This is a genomic window from Streptomyces sp. NPDC049597, assembly GCF_040675505.1.
Lineage (GTDB): Bacteria > Actinomycetota > Actinomycetes > Streptomycetales > Streptomycetaceae > Streptomyces.
In genome coordinates this window covers 19,210-38,078 of sequence record NZ_JBFAOY010000035.1, presented here as the reverse complement: position 1 = coordinate 38,078, position 18,869 = coordinate 19,210, and the positions used below count along the sequence as shown (strand labels likewise).

Sequence of the window (18,869 nt, the reverse complement as noted above, 5' to 3'; positions counted from 1 at the left end):
GGTGTTATGCCAGGTCCGGTTGATCTCCTATCCCCCAACTCGTTGTCCGCACAAGGCAGTCGTGGAAATCTCCCTGTGCGCCTTCGCCCTCCGACCGGGCGAACGGGCGGAGCCGCCCGGCCGGCGCAACCCCCCACCAGGAGTGTCGATGCGTAGAAGAACGCCTCCCTTGCTCGGCATGGCGTCCGCGATATGTGCGTCCGTGGCGCTGGCGATCATCGGAACCCTCCCCGGCTCCGCGTCCGGGGCAGCCGGCCGGCCCGCTCCCGAACCGGCCGTCACCTCCGCCGCGTCCACCGCAGCCGATCGGGCATGGACCGGGACCGGAAACGCCCCGACGGACCGCCAGCTCAGGCCGCTGAGCCCGGGCGAACTTCCCCCGCAGTCCGGCCCGGGATCAGGGAACGGACCGGCGCCGGCCACACGCACCACGCCGGCCACCGGGACCGCGGCCGCCTGCTCACCTTCGGACTTCGGCTCCCGTGACGGCGCGCAGCTCGTGAGCCTCGTCAAGTCCTCCACCGACGCGTGCCTGAACAGCCTGTTCAGCGTCGGAGCGGCCGATGCGCACAGTGTGTTCCGCGAGGCGAAGATGGTCACCGTCGCCGACGCGTTCCGCACCTCCGCGCTCGGTTACGGCGGAACCAACGCGGACGGCACCTACCAGCTGGTCCTCTTCCTCCGTGCCGGCTACTACGTCCAGTACCGCCATCCCGACGAGGTCGGCGAGTACGGAGCGCCCCTCAGGACCGCGATACGCGGCGGCCTCGACGCGTTCACCCGGAACAGCCACTACCTGGACGTCACCGAGGAACACGGCCGTACGCTGAGTGAGTCGGTCATCCTGATCGACAGTGCCGCGGAGGCGGGCCGCTACCTCGGACCACTTCAGCGGGTCCTGAGCGGCTACAACAACAGCTGGAACGCGTCGAGGAGCATGGTCGCGTCCGCCAACGCGGTGTACACGCCGCTGTTCCGGGGCCACCAGTTCCCCGACTTCGTCAGGGCCGTCACCGCCGATCCGAGCATTCTGCACACCCTGCACCGATTCGCCCTCGGCCACCTGGACCTGCTCGGCACCGACCGGGCGTACCTGACCAGCAACGCCGGAGCCGAACTCGCCCGTTTCCTCGGGGACGCCCCGCTCAAGGCCACGGCCCGCCCGCTCGTCAAAGGAGTGCTCGACGCCACCGGCATGACCGGGCCGACCGCCCGGCTGTGGCTGGCCACGGCGAACCTGGCCGACTACTACGACGCCGCAGCGTGTCGCTACTACGACATCTGCGGATTCAAGGACGAGCTGGCCAAGGTCGCCCTGCCGATCACCCACTCGTGCGATCCGGCCCACACCATCCGGGCCCAGGAGCTGACGGCCGCCCAACTGTCCGAATCCTGCGGCAGTCTGCGGAACCAGGACGCGTACGTCCACGACATCATCGCCGACAACGGTCCCGTGGCCGACGACCACAACACCACCATCCAGGTCGTCGTCTACAACAGCCGTGCGGACTACCAGATGTACGCGGGAGTCATGTTCGGCATCGACACCGACAACGGCGGCATGTACCTGGAGGGCGACCCCTCCCGCCCCGGAAACCAGGCCCGCTTCATCGCCTACGAACAGGACGGCCAGGTCTGGAACCTCAACCACGAGTACACGCACTACCTCGACGGCCGCTTCAACACCCACGGCGACTTCGCCGACTCGGTGGCCGTGCCCACCGTCTGGTGGATCGAGGGCTTCGCCGAATACGTCTCCTACAGCTACCGCGGCATCGACTACACCGCCGCGATAACGGAAGCCGGAAAGCACACCTACGACCTGAGCACCCTCTTCGGGACCACCTACGAGAACAGCAACCAGGCCAGGACCTACCAGTGGGGGTACCTGGCGGTCCGCTACATGCTGGAGAAGCACCGCCCGGACGTGCTGGCCATCCTGGCCAAGTTCCGCACCGGCGACTACAACGGCGCCTACGCCCTGTACGCCGACGGCATCGGCACCCGCTACGACGCGGACTTCGACGCCTGGCTCACCGCGTGTGCCGCCGGCGCGTGCCAGGGCGGCCCGACCGCGACGCCGTGCACCGGCGACGACACCCGGATGCTGGGCCGGAACTGCTCGCGCTCCGGCCGTTCGGCCCCGGCACGCGGCACCGACCACCTCTACCTGTGGCTCCCGGCCGGCTCCACCACCCTGACCGTCACCACCAAGGGCGGCACGGGCAACGCCGACGTGTACTACAACGCCGGTACATGGGCGTCACCGAGGGCGTACAGCGCCCGCTCCACCGGCACCGGCACCACTGAACGCCTGACGGTCACCAACACCAAGGCCGGGTACCGCTACATCAGCCTGTACGGCGTCACGGCCTTCAGCGGCGTGACGGTGACCACGTCGTACTAGGGTCCGTCTTCGCAGGACCCAGGCGGCCGCACCCGACGGGTGCGTACTTCCACCAAGGCACCGCCAACGCCGTCCGCACCCTTCGGCACACGGCAGGGCACTCCTGTCCGGTTCGGGTCGGCGCCGTCGCACAGCAGCACCTCCCGAGGCCCATGCCTCGACCCACAACAGGCCCCGCCGATCCGGCGGGGCCTGTTTCACGATCCGGACGGTCAGCGGCCGGCGGTGCGTGCGCCGAGAAACGAGCGGCGGACGCAATCGACCCCAGAACTGCAGCGCCCCGGTCGGGGGGAGTGCCGTTCACCGGCCCGCCAGACGCACGCGCCCCGCGGTGTGTCAGCGCATGAGAGAAGCACCGCCCCCGGCCGGCCGCAGGCCCGGTGCTCGGATCCGACCACCGGAACATCCCGCCCCCGGGGGGTATCTGACCTGGTGCCCGTCAAATCGGTGGCGACAAGTACCCGGCACCGCCGCATAGGTTCGCCTCTCACGGGCACGCGCATCGAAGCCACGGCGGACGGCCGAAGGCCTCGCCGGAAAACGACTTCCGAGGCGCGACAGGCGGGATGATGAACACCACGGACGGCAACGGCGGTACGGCCGCCGAGAAACGGATCGATGTTTCCACGGCCATGCGCCGTGCCTCCGACCAACTCGCCGAGTTGCTCCGGTGCGAGCCCGGCGCCGTGTCCGCGCTGCGTGCCACCGATGAGGGGTGGCACGCCGACGTGGAGGTCGTCGAACTCGAAAGAGTCCCGGACACCATGAGCGTCATGGCGTCCTACCGCGTCGAACTCGACGCCGACGGCCGACTCGTCGCCTACGAGCGCAGGCACCGGTATGCCAGAGGCCGGATCGACCGCCGCTGAATTCACGGGGCCCGGCCCGACCGGGAAGGAGGCCGGGTCCGAACCAGCTCATCGGATGGAGTTGTGCTGTGACTGTCGTCCAGCAAAGCAATGCAGCGACCAGTGGGAGCGGCTCGGGAACCCTCTACGACGTCCTCGAGCTCATCCTCGACCGAGGGCTCGTCATCGACGCCTTCGTGCGGGTCTCCCTGGTCGGAATCGAGATTCTCAAGGTCGACGTGCGGGTGGTCGTCGCCAGCGTCGACACCTACCTGAGGTTCGCCGAGGCGTGCAACCGGCTGGATCTCGAATCCGGGCGCAAGGCGCCCAGCCAGCTCACGGACATCGTCGGCGACATGACCGAGAACGGCGCGAAGGGCAAGTCGAAGGGCGCGCTGAGCGGGGCGGTGGAGGCTTTCACCGACACGATCAAGGGCAACCGCGACGAACCCGAGGAGGAGCCGCGCAAGCGCTCCACCCGCAGGACCTCTGCCAGTACGTCCCAGAGCCGGGGGGAGTGACCTGTGCCCACCTATGTGTACGCCATCACCCGGGCCGACCACCCGCTGCGCCTGGACGGCGTGTCCGGCGTCGGCGACCCGCCGGCGGACCTGCGCACGGTCACGGCACGGGACCTCACGGCCGTGGTCAGCGAGGCGCCGCCCGGTCTGCGGGCGAAGCGCCGCGATGTGATGGCCCACCAGAACGTGGTGGAGAGGCTGATGGGCGACGGCGCCACCCTGCCGATGCGCTTCGGCCTGCTCGGTCCCGACGACGATCAGGTGGCCGCCGTCCTCGAACAGGAGCAGTCCGGCTACCGCGAACGGCTCGCCGATCTGGAAGGCCACGTCGAGTTCCATGTCAAGGCGTCCCGCGACGAGGACGACCTGTTGCGCGAGATCATGGAGCGGAACGACGATATCCGCCGCCTCAACGAGCGCACACGGGACGATCCCTCGGCCCATCAGGAACGCATGGCACTCGGCGAGATGGTCTCGCACGCCGTCACGGCCCGCCGCCAGAGCGAGGCCGACGAACTGGTGGCCGTGCTGGAGGGGGCCGCCGCGCGGACCGCACGGGGCGAGGCCGCCACGAGCGTTTTCCTCACCGCGTCGTTCCTCGTCAGGGACGAGGAGGCGGCGGCCTTCACCCGGCTCGTCCGGGAGGAGGCGGAGCGGCGGGGGAAGACCTGCCATCTCACGCTCACCGGGCCCCTTCCCCCGTACAGCTTCGTCTGACCGTTCCCCCGGCGGAAGGTGGCAGGCCATGGGGCTCATCACCGGCCTCCTGACGTTCCCGTTCGCCCCCGCCCGCGGTACCGCGTGGGTCCTCGACCAGCTCGTGCTGGCCGCGGAGCGTGAGTACTACGACCCGGAGCCGGTGCTCAGGGAACTGGCGGCACTGGAGCTGGAGCTGACCGGCGGCCGTATCGGGGCCGAGGAGTTCGACCGGCGGGAGGACGAACTCCTCGACCGGCTGGAGGAGATCGAAGCCCACCGGAACGGCACGCGCGGCCCGTGACCGGGCCGTGCGGCCTGGCGCGGCGCGGCGTACCGCCGCGTGGTGTTCCGCGGTGCGGCGTTCCGCGGTGCGGAGACAAGGAGGTGCACGGACCATGACGGACAACGCCCGGCCGGGCGCAGGCCCGGCGAAGTACAGCACGTCACCGGGCGAGGCCCCGGCGGCGCGGAGGGGACGGACACCGTGACCCACCCGCTCGCCGGCCGCACGGCCGCGTCCCCGTACGGACAACAGGGCTCGTCGGCCAACCTCGCCGACATCCTGGAACGCGTCCTGGACAAGGGCGTCGTCATCGCGGGCGACATCCAGATCAACCTGCTCGACATCGAGCTGCTGACCATCAAGCTCCGCCTCCTCGTCGCCTCCGTGGACAAGGCGAAGGAGATGGGGATCGACTGGTGGGAGCACGACCCGTCGCTGTCCTCCCGGGCGGCGGCACCGCGGCAGGCCGCCCCGGACGGGCACCCGGCAGCGGCGGAGGCCGCCCCCGACGGGCAGGAGGCCCTGGCGCACGAGAACGAGCGGCTGCGGGCCGAAATCGCGGCACTTCGGGCGGCGGTGGGACTGCCCGAAGCGGCCACCGGCACGGACGGGCGCTCCACCACGGAAAGGCGGCACGAACAGTGAACACCGCGGCCCACACTCCCCTGAGCCCCCGGACCGGCGACGAGCTGTCGTACGTGTACGCCGTCGGCCGGGACCACGACGCGCTCGGGCGCACCGCCGCGCTCCTCGCCGGTGTGGACGACCGGCCCGTGGGCGTGGTGGCCCGCGTCGGCGGACTCGTCGCCCTCGTGTCGCGCGTTCCGGCCGTCGCGTACGGTGAACACGGGCTGAAGGCACAGCTGGAGGACATGGCCCGGCTGGAGGCGGTGGCCCGTGCCCACCACGCGGTGGTCGACGCCGCGTTCGCGGCGGCGACGGTGCTGCCCATGCGGCTGGCCACGGTGTACCTGGACGACGAGCGCGTGGCCGCGATGCTGGAGGAACGTCACCAGGAGTTGGACGCGCTTCTCCAACGGCTCGACGGCCACGTCGAGTTCGGGGTGAAGGTCTACGCCGACCCGAGCGGCGCTCCCGTGCCGGAGCCGGCCGGGGAGCCGGCGGCGGCGAGCCCCGGACGGGCCTACCTCCAGCAGCGGCGGGCACAGCGGCGGGCGGGCCGGGAAGTCCACCGGGCTGCCGCCGCCGTCGCCGCGGACGCCGCCCTTGCCGTCCGCGATCTCGCCTCGGAGCGTGTGGTGCACCGGCCCCAGCCGGGCGAACTGTCCGCCAGGAACGGGGAGAACATCGCCAACGAGGCCTACCTCGTGCCCGTGGACCGTGCCGGAGTGTTCCGTACGAGGCTGGAGGAGCTCGTCCGTGACACACCGGCCGTGCGACTCGAGGTCACCGGCCCCTGGGCCCCGTACTCCTTCGCGACCCCGGTCGCCGGCTCGGGCCCGGCACGATGAGCGCCGAGCCGGACCGGGCGGGTGCCTGCGCGACCGGCCCGCCGGTCGCCCTCATCGATCTGCTGGACCGCCTTCTCAACGGAGGAGCGGTGCTCACCGGCGACCTCGTCCTGTCCGTCGCCGACGTCGATCTGGTGCACATCAATCTGCGCGCCGTCATCCGGTCGGTCACGGCGGACGAACCCGGCCCGTGGTGAGGCGCGCCGGGCCGGCGGGGGAACACGTACGGCCACATGTGAGGAGGACCCAGTGAGCGGCGAAGCCCGCGCGATGGCCCAGCGTCTGGAGACGGACCCGGAGACGGTGGAACGGGACCTGATCAAACTCGTGCTCTCCCTCGTGGAGTTGCTGCGCCAGCTGATGGAGCGCACGGCACTCCACCGCGTCGACGAGGGGGATCTGAGCGAGGACCAGGAGGAACGCATCGGGATGACGCTGATGATCCTCCAGGAGCGGATGGCCGAGCTGTGCGACCGTTACGACCTCACCATGGACGACCTGAACATCGACCTCGGCCCGCTCGGCTCCCTGCTCCCCCGGCACACGGGCTGAGCCGCCCCGGCGACATGCCAGAACGCCTCCCCAAGTCCCGCTGCGCATAGTGGAGTTGACGAGACCTGCCGGGACGGCCCTCGGGAGGGGGGACAGGCGTTCTCTTTCGGATCACTCTCATGGGCGTGCGATAGGTTGCCTGCCATGACCGAACTCGGACCCGTCGCCTGGCCACCTGCCCCGATGAGGACGGAACGGCTCGTGCTCCGCGAGTCCGAGGCCCGGGACCGTGCGGCGTTCGTCCAGCTCTTCGCATCGCCCGAGGTGGGCACCTACCTCGGTGGCCCTCGACCACGTGATGAGCTCGAACGCGCGATGCCTGAGGTGCCCGGGCGGCGCCCAGGGCTTTTCGTGACCGATCTCGACGGGGCGATGATCGGCGTGGTCACGCTCGATCGGCGCGACGCAGAGCGTCCGGGGCACGTCCGTCCCGATGCAGGGGAGGCCGAGCTCGGCTACATGTTCCTGCCCAAGGCGTGGGGATGCGGGTACGCCGCCGAGGCGTGCGCAGCGGCACTCGACTGGTTCACCGACGCGTTTCCCGGCGAGCCGGTGGTGCTCTGCACCCAGACCGCCAACGACCGCGCGATGCGCCTCGCGTCGAAGCTGGGGTTCACCGAGGTGGAGCGGTTCGAGGAGTACGGCGCCGAGCAGTGGTTCGGCGTGTGGACCTCGGTCGCGCACTCCGGCTGAGCTCTCCCCGTTACACGGCAGGTGCACCTCAGCGCGTGGCGGCCCCCTGGAGTTCCGTGACCAGCTGCGGCGTGAGCAGGCCGCCCACGCGGTCGGACAGCACCCCCATCTCGTAGCCGATCATGCCGACGTCACTGCCCTCCGCCGCGACCACGCCCAGACAGCTCCCGTCCCGGACCGTGGTGACCAGCAGGAAGCCGCCGTACATCTCGATCATCACCAGCCTCACACCCCCGCCGCCGTGCCGGCCATTGGCCCGGGCCGCGCCGAGGGCGAGGCTCGTGATGCCGGAGACGACGGCGGCCAGGTGGTCGGCGCGGTCGCGGCCCAGGGAGTCGGAGGCGGCCAGGAGCAGCCCGTCGGACGAGACGGCGACCGCGTCGGCGACGCCGTCGACGGTCCGTACGAATTCGGCGATGAGCCAACTGAAGTTCTGCGCCTCGCCGGTGAGCGGGGTTCCGGCGGTCAGGGTCATGTGCTGTCCTTTCCGGCTGCCGCGCCGCGGGCTACGCCTTCGCGGAAGCCGCTGAGCACGGACCTGATCCGGTCCTTGCCCGGTGGTGGGTCGACGGGGGCGGGGGCGGCGAGCAGCGAGGGCGGCAGGGCCACGTACGCGGTGATGCCTGAGCCCTCGGTCTCGCGGAGCTCGACCTGTGCGCCGAGGCGGGCGGAGAGCCGGCCGACGACGTAGTGGCCGAGGAAGCGGGTGGGTGCGACGAGGAAGCTCTGCTTGCCGGAGAGACGGGCGTTGGAGCGGGCCAGTGCCTCGGCGGTCATGCCGACGCCGCGGTCCACGACAGCGAGGCAGTACTCCGCTCCGTCGCGCCAGCCGTACACCTCGACGGGATCGTGCGGCGGTGAGAAGACGAGTGCGTTTTCGATCAACTCCGCGAGCAGGTGGGACAGTTCGGCGACCGCGTGGCCGCGGATCTGGCACGGCTCGACGTCCACGGCCGCCACCCGCTGGTACTGCTCGACCTCCGACACCGCCGACTGGACGACCTCCAGCACACCGACCGTGCCCGTCCAGGTGCGCGGCGGCCCGTGCTCGCCGACGAGGACGAGCAGCGATTCGGCGTTGCGGCGCATCCGGGTGGCGAGGTGGTCGAGCTCGAAGAGCCCGGCGAGCGCGTCCGGGTCGACCTCCTGGCTCTCCAGCGTGGTGATGAGGCCGAGCTGGCGGCGGAGCAGACTCTGGTTGCGGCGCCCGAGGTTGGCGAGCGACTCGGAGGTGTTGCGGCGGAGGACGGCCTGCTCGGCGGCGAGGCCGACGGCCGTCCGCTCGACATTGTGAAGGGCCGCGGCGAGCAGGGCGATCTCCTGCGCGCCGTCGTGGAATCCGGGCTCCGGCCCAGGGGTGGGCGGCTCGGGTGTGAGGCGGGCGGCGGTGTCGTCCGGGTCGGCCCGCTGAATGCGCAGGACCGCCTCGGACAGGCGCGCGCCCGCCACCTCGTCCGCCTCCTGCGCGAGGGCGCCGAGCGGCCGTGTGATGGAGCGGGCCGAGAGTACGGAGAGGGCGGTGGCGAGCGCGACGATCAGCACGCCGAGGGCGAGGAAGCCCCCGAGCTGTCCGGTCGCCTCGTCGCTGAGCTGCTCCGCCCTGTCCCGTACGTCCGTTCCGACCCTCCGCTGGACGGCGTGCAGGTCGTCGACGAGCACGGTCATCGACCGCCACCACACATCCGGGTCGACGTTCAGCCGCGACCCGTCCGCGCCGGCGGCCGCGTGTTTCTCCAGGCCGGTGGCACGCCTGGCGTCGCGGGTCGCGAAGGCGCGGTCGAGCGCCCCCTGCTGGGCCTCGGTGGCTGACTGCGCGTACTGCGCGAGGGCGGCGACCCGGGCGGCCCGTACCTCGGTGAACGCCAGATACTCACCGCCTCTGAAGTGCCCGGCCGCGAAAACTCCGTTGAGTGAGCCGCGCTCCAGCGCCACGGATTCCTCGATGTCGGCGAGCGCCTGGAGCGCGTCCATCCCGTCCGCCAGCGCCCTGTCGCCGCGCGCCGCGTCGTCTCCGTCCGTCGACTGTGCCTCGATCAGCGCGGTGATGGCGGAGGTGTAGAAACGCAGGGTGGCCTCACGGTCCGCTGACCCGTCGTCGACCTCGGCCCGTACGGCGGCCAGACCCGTCAGCCGTGCCCGGGCTCCCTCCACCGCGGACGCGGTCTCGGGGTCGTTGTCGCCCTCGGCGAGCAGCACGGCGAGGTCGGCGCGGGCCTTGTCGGAGCGCAGGCGCTGCCCGTCGACGTCGTCGCGGTACTGGCGGGCGCCGCCCAGGAGGCCGTTGGTGAGGCCGCGTTCGCGCTGCAGATCGCGTACGAGCGCCTGGACCTGGAGCACGAGGTCCACCCGTTCCCGGGTCTCCCGCGCCGCGGACCAGTCTGCGGCGCGGTCCGCGACCGCGAGCCCGGTGAGTACGAGCAGCAGAGTCGTCGGCACGGCCAGCACGACGGCGACCCGCCCGCGGATGGTCTTCCAACCAGGCAGTGCGCGTGCGATGCGGCCGATCCACGGCTTGGCGTTCCCCGTCACACGACCGACGTTAGGGAACAGGCGTCAGGACACCGTTTCCCGTCCGTAAGCGGCCCGTTGCACCCCGCTCACCATGGTGCGGTCTCCCGGTGCGGGCCGTGCCATCTGTCCGTAACAGCAGCGGTCCGGCGTTTTCCGTCCGGCCGGTCAGTCATGGCCATCGGTCCTCCCGCCTCGGCGACCCGCGCAGGACGCCAACCTCGCACTCCCCGTCGGGAGTTGGGAAGCGGCTCTCCGCAGACACGAGAAGACCGTCACCTCGTACGAAGCAGCGGTCACACTGGTCGCTCCTGCTCTCGGCACGATCCGTTCGAAGACGGACCCTGGGCCGCGGACCCGTCCTCCAGCGCCGCCGCGGTGGCCCGGGCGAAGGCCTCCGGCTGGTCCAGCATGATGTTGTGCCCGCAGTCGGGGATCGCGACCACGGACACCCCGGCCGCGGCGAGCGCGTCGGCTCCCGCCACAGGGCCGTCCGCCGCGGGCAGCAGGAACGTGCGGGGGACCTTCAGGTCCAGCAGGAGCTCGCGCATCGTGGGGACCGTGCCGCGCGTGAGGTGGACCGCGCTGCGGTGCAGTGCCTCACTGCCGGCCAGACGCATCGTCGCCCACCAGTGGGCTCCGACCCGGTCGCGAACCTCCCGCCGGCCCCGCGTGAGGAACTCGGGCTCGGAACAGGCCGCGATGCCGCTGCTGCCCGATGCGCCGGGCACGCGCGGGAGGGGGTCGAGATTGGCGTCGACCAGTACCAGGCGGGACACCAGGTGCGGATGCCGCGCGGCCAGGACGATGGCGACCGATCCGCCCATGCTGTGCCCGATCACCTCCGCGCCGACGACGCCCGCCGGTGTCAGGGCGGCGGCCAGGGCATCGGCATGGGACTCCAGCGTGTAGTCGAAGTCCGCCGGCCGGTCGATGATGCCGTGGCCCAACAGGTCCAGCAGCAGCGAACGGCGGCCGGCCGGCAGGGGATGCGCCGCGACCTCGACCGGTGGCGGTCCCCGCCCGCAGCGCGCCGCCTGCCCACCACCTACCGGTCGCCGCCGTGCCCCCCCGCCGCCGCGCCCCTTGACGGTCGGCGACCACCCCCGGATACTGGCGGCCAAATCGATTTGGCCAAATCGATTTGGCTCTCCGTCCAGGGCCGGATCGCGGCTGAAATCCGAGCGTGCCGTAACGCCCGAACGGAGCCCGAACGTGTCCAGTCCCCGACAGACCCTGCCCGGTGCGGAACAACGATCACCCGCACCCGCCACGCCCCACCCCGTCGACGAGTCACGCTCCCTCGGCCGGATCGTGCTCTTCGGCATCCAGCACGTGCTCGTCATGGCCGCCACCCCGATCTCGGCGATCTTCCTGATGAGCGCGACCCTGCGCCTCGACCCCGGTCTGACCGTCAACCTGCTCTCCGCGGCCTTCGTGCTCTCCGGCGTCGGCTCCCTGATCCAGTCGCTCGGGCCGTGGAAGTTCGGGCCCCGGCTGCCGTTCGTGATGCTGCCCGGGGGCGCGCCGCTCATCCTCTTCCTCGCCATCGCCGAACAGCACGGCCTGCCCACGGCCACCGGTGCGGTGATCCTCACCGCCGTCTTCTCCTTCGTCGTGCTGCCCGTCTTCTCGCGGCTGCTCGCCTTCTTCCCCGCCCTCGTCATCGGCACGATGATCGTCATCGTCGGCGTCAACCTGGTGAAGGTCGGCGCGGTCCTCGTCACCGGCCGCCCGGGCGAGCCCGGCTTCGCCGACCCCGCGAACCTCGGTCTCGGCATGGCCACCATCGGGTTCACCGTCGCCTTCTACCTGCTCTCCAGCGGCATCCTGCGCCAGCTCGCCGTCATGCTCGGACTGCTCGCCGGCACCGGTCTCGCCGTGCTCATCGGCGGCATCGACCTCGGCCGCGCCGCCGAGGGCGGCCTGCTCACCGTGCCGCAGCTGATGCCGTTCGGCTCCCCGCAGTTCAACCTGGTCGCCGCGCTGCCGCTGATGCTCTACAGCCTCGCCTCCATGGCTGAGGCAACCGGCCAGACCGTCATCAACGCCGAAGCCGTCGGCAAGGAGATCGACAAGCGCGCCGACGTGCCCAAGACCGTGCGCGGCGACGCCCTCACGTCGCTCCTCGGCGGCTTCTTCGGTCTGCCGCTCATGGTCACCAGCGGCGAGAACATCGGGATCGTCCGGGTCACCGGCGTGCGCAGCCGGTTCGTGACCGCCGCGGCCGGCGTCGTCCTCGTCGTCATCGGCTTCCTCGCACCCGTGACCCGCGCGATCAGCGTCATCCCCTCCGCGGTCGTCGGCGGCACCGCCATGGTCGTCTTCGCCGTGATCACCGTGCTCGGCGTGCAGATGCTCGGCCGCTCCGACCTCGACCGGCACACCAGCACCTTCGTCTGCGCCGTCGCCCTCGCGCTCGGTTTGCTGCCGATCCTCGTCCCCGGCGTGTACGGCGGCTTCCCGCCGAACGTCCGCATCCTCCTCGAGAGCGGCGTCGCCGTCGGCGCGTTCGTGGCCGCCGTCCTCAACGTCCTCTTCCACCACGTCAGGCCGGGCATCGGCGCCCGCCTGTCCACCGCCCGCACGGAAAGCGACCGATGAACCAGCTCACGCACCACCTCCTCGACGGCCCGGGCCCGCTCCTGCTCGTACCGGACGCCGTCCTCCTGCCCGAAGGGCCCGCCGACGGCCACGCCGTCGTCGTCGGCGACGGCTCCTTCCTGGCCGTGGGGCCCGCCGGCGCACTGATGCGCACGCATCCGCACCTCGATCCGGTACGGCTGCACGGCCACCTCCTGATGCCGGGCTTCGTCGACGCCCACCACCACCTCACGCAGAGCTTCGGCTCCGCGCTGGCCTTCGGGGAACCCTCGGAGATCTTCCGCCGGCTGTGGGTGCCACTGGAGGGCGCGCTGGACGAGGAGTCGGCCTACGTGGCGGCCAAGCTGGCCGCGCTCGAAGCCCTGCGCGGCGGTTTCACCACCGTCGCCGACGCCGGGACGCGCGCGGGCGTCGACGTCGACGTGGTCGCGTCCGCCGCACGCGACGCCGGGATCCGCTGCGTGCTGGGACTGGTCTGCAACGACGCCGACGACGAGAACCCCGCAGTCCTGGACAGTGCCGAGAAGCACATCCTCCGCTACGACGGCGATCCGCTGGTCCACCCGTCCCTCGCCGTCTCCGTCCCCGAGGCGGCCACCGAGGACACCCTGCGGCGCACCGCCCGCCTCGCCGCCGAGTCCGGCGCCGTCGTCCAGATCCACGTCAACGAGCACCTGGCCGGCGTGGAACGCTCCCTCGTACGCCATGGACTGCGCCCGCTGGAGCACCTGCACGCCATCGGGGCGCTCGGGCCCCAGTTGCTCGCCGCGCACGCCACCCTGCTCACCCCGCGCGAGCTCACCCTGCTCGCCGACACCGGCACCGCGGTGAGCTACAACCCCGTCGCCAGCGCCTGGAAGGGCAACGCCGTCGCGCCCGCCACCGCCATGGCCGAGCGCGGCATCCGCTTCGGGCTCGGCACCGACGGCACCCGTGGCGACGGGTTCCGGCTCACCGAGGCGGCCGAGTTCGCCCAGCGGCTCGCGTACGGGCTGGCCACGGGCGACTCGTCCTGCGGCGCCGGCTGGACGTGGCTGGAGCACGCCACGCGCGGCGGCGCCGACGCCGTGGGCCTCGGCGGGCGCACCGGCACCATCGCCGCGGGCCTGGCCGCCGACTTCCTTCTCGTCGACGTCACCAACCCGGAGCTCGCGCTCTCCTGGGACCTGCCGTGGGAACTGGTACGGCGCGGCAACCGGGACCAGATCACCGCCGTGTTCGTCGCAGGACGCCTGCGGCTGTGGCGCGGCGGGCCCGTCGGCTGGGACGGCCCCGCACTCGTGCGCCAGGCCGCGGCGCTGTCCCGGGCCGCCGTGGGAAGGGCCGCCGTGACGCGCGTGCACCCCACGTCCACGACCGCACGGGAACGGAGCACGTCACGGTGACCGCCGAGACACTGGCGGTGCTCGCCGTCGCGGTCACCGCCGCCGCGTTCGTCCAGGGCAGCAGCGGACTGGGCTTCGCCCTGATCGTCGCCCCGGTGGCCGGCATCCTCGATCCGGGCCTGCTCCCGGTGTTCGTCCTGGCGGCGATGATCCCGCTCAACGTGTACGTCGCCTGGCGCGAGCGGGCCTCGCTCGATGTGCGGGGCGCGGGATGGATCACCGCCGCGCGGCTGGCCGCCACGCCGGGCGGCCTGGCACTGCTGTGGCTGATCCCGGACCGCAGTCTCGGCCTGTTCGTCGGCCTCGCCACCGTCCTGGCAGCCGTCGTGAGCCTGGCCGCGCCCGCGTTCACGCCCGGCCGGGCAGCGTACGTGGGCGCGGGCGCGGTGACCGGGCTGACGGAGACCGCCACGGGGGTCGGCGGCCCGCCCCTGGCGCTGGTCTACCAGCACAGGCCGCCCGGCGAACTGCGCTCCACCGTCGCCGCCTGCTTCCTGGTCGGCGAAGTAGCCTCACTGGCCCTGCTGTTCGCGACGGGGGAGGGGAACCCGGCGGATCTCGGGTGGGCGCTGGCCCTGGTGCCCGCGATCGCGGCCGGGGCGTGGCTGAGCCGCCTGGTGCACCACCGGCTCGACGCACGACGGATGCGTCTGCTCGTGCTCGTCTTCGCCCTGGTGTCCGGCCTGGTCCTGATGCTCGGGCTCTGACCGGTGCGAAGGGGCCGCGCGCCCCCGCCCGTTGCCCGCCGAGCCCCGGCCCCGTGCCGCCGGGCCCGGCGGCACGGGGCTCATGGCCCGGCCGTGCCCCGCACGGACGACGCTCGGGCGATTACGCGCGGCTCGGGCGCCGTCGCCACCGTCGCGGCGGCGGCGTCCCCGCGCAACCGGCCGAGCAGCAGCTCCACCGCGTCGGCCGCCGCCCGGTCCAGATGAAGGTCGACGGCGGTCAGCGGCGGCTCGCAGGTACGGGCGCGCAGACCGTCGTACCGGGTGACGACCATGACGTCGTCCGGGACGGTGCGCCCGCTGTCGCGGATCGCCCGGACCGCGCCCACCGCGAAGGCGTCCACCAGGGCACACACGGCGTCGATGCCGGGGTGCTCGGCGAGCAGGGCCGCGCACCGCTCGTAGCCGGCCTGCTCGCCGCCGGCCTCGGGCACGGTCGCCACGATCGGCGCCCACCCGCGCTCCCGTGCCACCCGCTCGAAGGCGGCGCGTGCGTCGACCGACGAGTGGCGCGCTCCGGAGCCGATGATCAGGGCCGGCTGCCGGGCCCCCTGCTCGTGCAGATGGGCCAGCAGCAGCTCCGCGACGAGGCCGCCGCGCAGATCGACGTACGGTGCGTCCTCGTCCGGTGACACGGGCCGGCCGAGCGCCACGTACGGCAGGCCGCGCTCCTTCAACTGCCCCGCCGCCGCGTCGTCCACGTCGGGCTCGACGACGATGGCCCCGTCGATGTCGACCGAGTACAGCGCGGACGTGGACTGCACGGGCGGCACGAGCACCAGCGCGTAGTCGTGCAGCAGGGCGCTCTCGGCGGCAGCGGCCGCCACCTCCATGTAGAACCCGAGCCGGGACGGCCCTCCGGCCACCGCGAACGGCATGGAGGAGGCGAGCGCGATGGCCCTGGCCTGCCCGCGCCGCAGCCGCTGCGCCCGCAGGTTCGGCCGGTAACCGAGCTCGGCGGCAACCTGCTTGATGCGTTCCCGCGTCCGGGGGTCGACCTTGCCGAGCCCGTTGAGAGCGTGCGAGACCGTCGTGCGCGACACCCCGGCGACCCGCGCGACATCGGCGATCGTCGGCGGCCTCGGGCCGGAACCGGTGGTGGGCATCTGCGCGGACGCTCCTCGCGTGCTGAGGACGGATGACACCCCCTATCTTCGCCGAAACGCCGCGGCGGCCGCCCCGGGCCCCCGGGACGGCCGCCGTGGTGAACCCCTACGACTCCTGCGTCAGCGGCTCGATCCACAGGGACCGGTAGCGCACCTTGTTCCCGTGGTCCTGGAGGCGGATGGCGCCCGCCGCCGGTCCCTCGGGCGCGCCCGCGCCGGTGATCGCCACGTCGTCGTGGACGGTCGTGCCGTTCCACACCACCGTGACGCGCGCGTCCTCGGTCTTGGCGCCCTTGTCGTCGAAACGGGCCGCGCGGAAGGTGATGTCGTACGTCTGCCAGGTCCCGGGGGGCCTCGCGGCGTTCACGTCCGCGGCCTTCTGCTGGTCAGGCCCACCTCGAGCCCCCGCTCGCGCAGCGCGTCGGCGTAGGGGCCGGCCAGATCCCGTGCGGCGGGCGTGCGGCGTACGACGTCCACGTCGCCGAGCGTGGTGTCCCGCACGGCCACGCCGTCGTGGTGACGGGCCGTCAGTACCGCCTGCCTCGCGCCCACTCGCGCGAACAGCGCCGCCCATTCCCGCGGGTCGTGCGCGCGGCGTGAAGCGGTCCAGCTGCTTCATGTACTGCTCGTGGGAAACCTGACCGGTGTGGAACGCCCAGGACTCGGGCGCCCCGTCGACGGCGTAGACGCCGTAGTGGACGAAGGATCCCAGCTTCGCGTCGCGGAACCAGGACCGCACGGGCATGGGGGCGACACCTCGGTCGCGGTGGCGGGAGGGGCGGCCGTGCGCCGCGCCGCGCCGACGCCATGCCGGAGGTGGGATCCGATGCGTGGGGCGCGCTCACCTCCACTGGTCGTTTCTCACCGGGAGTCGGAGACGGAGGCGCACCTTGCGCCGTCACACCGGGTGTCCCCGGATGACGGCGCGCGGCCCCTCACGCCGTCAGCGAGGCGATCGTGGCGTCGAGATCCGATTCCTTCGGCCGGTTGTGGGGCAGCTTGGCCAGGACGTGGGCCATGCCGCAGGTGTCGGTGAGGGCGGAGAAGACCAGGCCGCCCGCGATGCCCGCGGACAGCAGCCGGGCCGCGGGCCGCACCCGGCCGAGGGCGAGACCCGCCAGGACCAGCGAGCCGGCCGCCAGTCGGACCTGCCGCTCCATGGCCCACGCGGTCCGCGCCCCGGCCGGCCGGTGCAGATCGTGACCGAGCTCGGCCCAGCCGTCGGTCCCCCCGGTCAGTGTCGCCGCGGTGATGCCGTGCCCGGCGAGGGTGTCGCACGCCTGGGCCGAGCGGGCGCCCGAGGCGCACACGACCAGCAGATCGCCGCGCTCGGCCGCGGTCTTCAGCGCGGGCAGCGCCCGGTCCAGACGGTCGAGAGGGATGTTGTGGGCGCCGGGCAGATGGCCCGAGGCGTACTCGCCCGGTGTGCGCACGTCGACCACGGTCAGCTCGTGCAGTCGGGGGCGGGCCTCGGAGGGGGTCAGGGCGGAGCTCGGCATGGTCGATCCCTCTTCCTTGTCTTCCATGTGTTCCTGGTCGGACGTACACCCCACTGAACCAGGTGTCCAGGGGACGTCCGGCGCCGGGACCCGTGGCTCCGGCCGAGATCCGCCCCAAAGACCCTCCGGACTAGGAAGGCCCGTCCGACGGCAGGTCGCGGCTCTGCGCCAGTCGTTCGCCGAGTCGCCCGCGCAGCGTGCGGGCGAGCGCGGTCGTGGCCGCGGTCAGGAAGACGAAGGTGTAGAGGATCTGGATCATGGTCACCACGCGCGCCGTCTGCCCGGAGGGCGTGATGTCCCCGTAGCCGACCGTCGCCAGGGTGGTGACCGTGAAGTACAGAGCGTCGACCCGGGTGGCGAGACCGTCGAACTGGCCCGGCTGCTTCGCCAGTGCGTAGTACGCGCCGGCGAAGATCGTGATCGACAGGCACATCAGCAGCGGGATCACGATCCCGGGCCTGGCCCGCGTGCCGCCGACGACGACGTCGCGGATCTGAACGAGCAGCAGAACGCCGACGCCGGTCAGCGCCAGGACGAAAACCGTCCAGCTCGCGACCGGGCGGTGCGGGCCGATCTCGTCGAGCGGCAGCACGAAGTACGCCGAGGTCATGGCGGTCACGGCGACGACAGCGAGCAACCGCCACCGTGCCGGCGTCGAGCGGCCCGGGCCGCTCGACGCCCGGCGCGGGCTCGGCGTGTCCGTCATGGTGCCTCCCGGAACCGGCGTCCGCACCAGTCAACGCCCGTGCCGCCCCGACACGCCCCACCTGCTGCGGAAACCGGGTGAGACCGGCCGTCGCGGGCCCGCCGCCGTCACCCGTCCGGATTCCTCCGCATGGCGCAGGGGGCTGCGTCGCCGGACGCTCGAAACCCCGCACGCGGCCGCGTACGGGGACCCGGCGCAAGGAGTGATCATGGTTCAGCAATCGTCCCCGGTCGGCACCAGGCCGCCCGCACCGGACCCGGCCGAGGGCTGGGTGACCGGCGGAGTCGTCTTCGCCGGCGTCCTCATGCTGTGCGGCGGCATCCTGGCCGTGCTCCAGGGCATCGCGGGGATCTTCGAGGACGACTGGTACCTCACGGTCGGGGACTACGCGTATCGGGTCAGTCTCACCGGCTGGGGCTGGATCCATCTCATCGTCGGCGTCCTCGTCGCGGCCACCGGCGCAGGCGTCCTGAAGGGCGCCGAGTGGGCCCGGGTCACCGGCATCCTGCTCGCCTCGTTGAGTCTGATCACGCAGTTCCTCTTCCTGCCGTACGCCCCGATCTGGGCGGTGATCATGATCGCGCTGGACGTGTTCGTGATCTGGGCGCTCGCCGCGTACCGGAGCCGCGGCCGGGTGATGTGACGGACGGTGTCCGCCGCAGGTCCGGCGAACTCACCGTCGCTCGCGCTGAGTTCGCCGGACCGTCCCGCCCGCCGGGCCGGCTGCGCGGCCCACGCGCCGGGCGCGGACCGGGCGCGATCCGCCGCGACAGATCGGTCCGAAGGGCTGCGACGCACGCCGGTGGGGAGGGAATATGGGAGGTATCCCGCCATCCGGTGTGAGGACGTGAGCGAACGGCC

Annotated in this window: 19 protein-coding genes and 3 pseudogenes; 14 read left to right on the top strand and 8 right to left on the bottom strand. The window is 72.3% G+C overall.

Annotation, left to right across the window (positions count from 1 at the left end; genetic code table 11):
* The first annotated feature begins 148 nt into the window (after positions 1-148).
* From AB0K02_RS29020 to AB0K02_RS28975, 10 genes are all read left to right on the top strand, one after another.
* Complete coding sequence (locus AB0K02_RS29020; RefSeq protein WP_365995513.1) at positions 149-2,407, top strand: M9 family metallopeptidase; 2,259 nt, start codon at positions 149-151, stop codon at positions 2,405-2,407.
* A 566-nt stretch (positions 2,408-2,973) separates the two neighbouring features.
* Positions 2,974-3,276 carry a gas vesicle protein gene (locus tag AB0K02_RS29015; RefSeq protein WP_365995512.1) on the top strand — a complete coding sequence of 101 codons (303 nt, stop codon included), beginning with the start codon at positions 2,974-2,976 and terminating at the stop codon, positions 3,274-3,276.
* A gap of 68 nt (positions 3,277-3,344) precedes the next feature.
* Positions 3,345-3,776, top strand: coding sequence for a gas vesicle structural protein GvpA (locus AB0K02_RS29010; RefSeq protein ID WP_365995511.1), 432 nt, complete (start codon positions 3,345-3,347; stop codon positions 3,774-3,776).
* 3 nt (positions 3,777-3,779) lie between these two features.
* On the top strand, positions 3,780-4,493 hold the full coding sequence (locus tag AB0K02_RS29005) for a GvpL/GvpF family gas vesicle protein (RefSeq protein WP_365995510.1): 714 nt from the start codon (positions 3,780-3,782) through the stop codon (positions 4,491-4,493).
* A gap of 28 nt (positions 4,494-4,521) precedes the next feature.
* Positions 4,522-4,776: a gas vesicle protein GvpG gene (locus AB0K02_RS29000; RefSeq protein WP_365995509.1), complete on the top strand. Its 255-nt coding sequence runs from the start codon at positions 4,522-4,524 to the stop codon at positions 4,774-4,776.
* A gap of 183 nt (positions 4,777-4,959) precedes the next feature.
* Positions 4,960-5,403: a gas vesicle protein gene (locus tag AB0K02_RS28995; RefSeq protein WP_365995508.1), complete on the top strand. Its 444-nt coding sequence runs from the start codon at positions 4,960-4,962 to the stop codon at positions 5,401-5,403.
* Positions 5,400-6,230, top strand: coding sequence for a GvpL/GvpF family gas vesicle protein (locus AB0K02_RS28990; protein ID WP_365995507.1), 831 nt, complete (start codon positions 5,400-5,402; stop codon positions 6,228-6,230). Before AB0K02_RS28995 ends, AB0K02_RS28990 begins: the two co-directional genes overlap by 4 nt.
* Complete coding sequence (locus tag AB0K02_RS28985) at positions 6,227-6,427, top strand: gas vesicle protein (protein ID WP_365995506.1); 201 nt, start codon at positions 6,227-6,229, stop codon at positions 6,425-6,427. Before AB0K02_RS28990 ends, AB0K02_RS28985 begins: the two co-directional genes overlap by 4 nt.
* A gap of 73 nt (positions 6,428-6,500) precedes the next feature.
* Positions 6,501-6,782 (top strand): gas vesicle protein K, encoded by a 282-nt coding sequence (locus tag AB0K02_RS28980; RefSeq protein WP_365995537.1) that lies wholly within the window; start codon positions 6,501-6,503, stop codon positions 6,780-6,782.
* A gap of 144 nt (positions 6,783-6,926) precedes the next feature.
* The gene (locus tag AB0K02_RS28975; protein WP_365995505.1) at positions 6,927-7,475 is read left to right on the top strand and encodes a GNAT family N-acetyltransferase; all 549 of its coding nucleotides are present in this window, start codon (positions 6,927-6,929) and stop codon (positions 7,473-7,475) included.
* 28 nt (positions 7,476-7,503) lie between these two features.
* On the opposite strand, the gene AB0K02_RS28970 is transcribed toward AB0K02_RS28975, so the two are convergent.
* The 3 genes and pseudogenes from AB0K02_RS28970 to AB0K02_RS28960 form a co-directional block, all read right to left on the bottom strand.
* Positions 7,504-7,950: a roadblock/LC7 domain-containing protein gene (locus AB0K02_RS28970; protein ID WP_365995504.1), complete on the bottom strand. Its 447-nt coding sequence runs from the start codon at positions 7,948-7,950 to the stop codon at positions 7,504-7,506.
* Positions 7,947-10,004: a nitrate- and nitrite sensing domain-containing protein gene (locus AB0K02_RS28965; protein WP_365995503.1), complete on the bottom strand. Its 2,058-nt coding sequence runs from the start codon at positions 10,002-10,004 to the stop codon at positions 7,947-7,949. Before AB0K02_RS28965 ends, AB0K02_RS28970 begins: the two co-directional genes overlap by 4 nt.
* 275 nt (positions 10,005-10,279) lie before the next feature.
* Positions 10,280-10,987, bottom strand: a pseudogene (locus AB0K02_RS28960) (alpha/beta hydrolase); the annotation flags it as partial.
* A gap of 211 nt (positions 10,988-11,198) precedes the next feature.
* Between AB0K02_RS28960 and AB0K02_RS28955 the strand changes: the two are divergent.
* From AB0K02_RS28955 to AB0K02_RS28945, 3 genes are read left to right on the top strand one after another with little or no spacing between them, the layout of a single operon-like run.
* A complete protein-coding gene (locus tag AB0K02_RS28955; protein ID WP_365995502.1) occupies positions 11,199-12,587 on the top strand; it encodes a uracil-xanthine permease family protein in 1,389 nt (462 codons plus the stop codon).
* Positions 12,584-13,972: an amidohydrolase family protein gene (locus tag AB0K02_RS28950; protein WP_365995501.1), complete on the top strand. Its 1,389-nt coding sequence runs from the start codon at positions 12,584-12,586 to the stop codon at positions 13,970-13,972. The genes AB0K02_RS28955 and AB0K02_RS28950 overlap by 4 nt, the downstream gene beginning before the upstream one ends.
* A complete protein-coding gene (locus tag AB0K02_RS28945; RefSeq protein ID WP_365995499.1) occupies positions 13,969-14,679 on the top strand; it encodes a sulfite exporter TauE/SafE family protein in 711 nt (236 codons plus the stop codon). Before AB0K02_RS28950 ends, AB0K02_RS28945 begins: the two co-directional genes overlap by 4 nt.
* An 80-nt stretch (positions 14,680-14,759) precedes the next feature.
* On the opposite strand, the gene AB0K02_RS28940 is transcribed toward AB0K02_RS28945, so the two are convergent.
* From AB0K02_RS28940 to AB0K02_RS28920, 5 genes and pseudogenes are all read right to left on the bottom strand, one after another.
* On the bottom strand, positions 14,760-15,803 hold the full coding sequence (locus tag AB0K02_RS28940; protein ID WP_365995498.1) for a substrate-binding domain-containing protein: 1,044 nt from the start codon (positions 15,801-15,803) through the stop codon (positions 14,760-14,762).
* Positions 15,804-15,909: 106 nt separating this feature from the next.
* Positions 15,910-16,185 (bottom strand): annotated as a pseudogene (locus AB0K02_RS28935) (DUF1080 domain-containing protein); the annotation flags it as partial.
* A gap of 5 nt (positions 16,186-16,190) precedes the next feature.
* Positions 16,191-16,548 (bottom strand): annotated as a pseudogene (locus AB0K02_RS28930) (alpha-L-fucosidase); the annotation flags it as partial.
* A 190-nt stretch (positions 16,549-16,738) separates the two neighbouring features.
* Positions 16,739-17,302: a rhodanese-like domain-containing protein gene (locus AB0K02_RS28925; RefSeq protein ID WP_365995497.1), complete on the bottom strand. Its 564-nt coding sequence runs from the start codon at positions 17,300-17,302 to the stop codon at positions 16,739-16,741.
* A 130-nt stretch (positions 17,303-17,432) separates the two neighbouring features.
* Positions 17,433-18,008, bottom strand: coding sequence for a potassium channel family protein (locus AB0K02_RS28920; protein WP_365995496.1), 576 nt, complete (start codon positions 18,006-18,008; stop codon positions 17,433-17,435).
* Positions 18,009-18,216: 208 nt separating this feature from the next.
* Between AB0K02_RS28920 and AB0K02_RS28915 the strand changes: the two genes are divergently transcribed.
* Entirely contained in the window at positions 18,217-18,651 is a 435-nt protein-coding gene (locus AB0K02_RS28915; RefSeq protein WP_365995495.1) for a hypothetical protein, read from the top strand.
* The last annotated feature ends 218 nt before the right edge of the window (positions 18,652-18,869 follow it).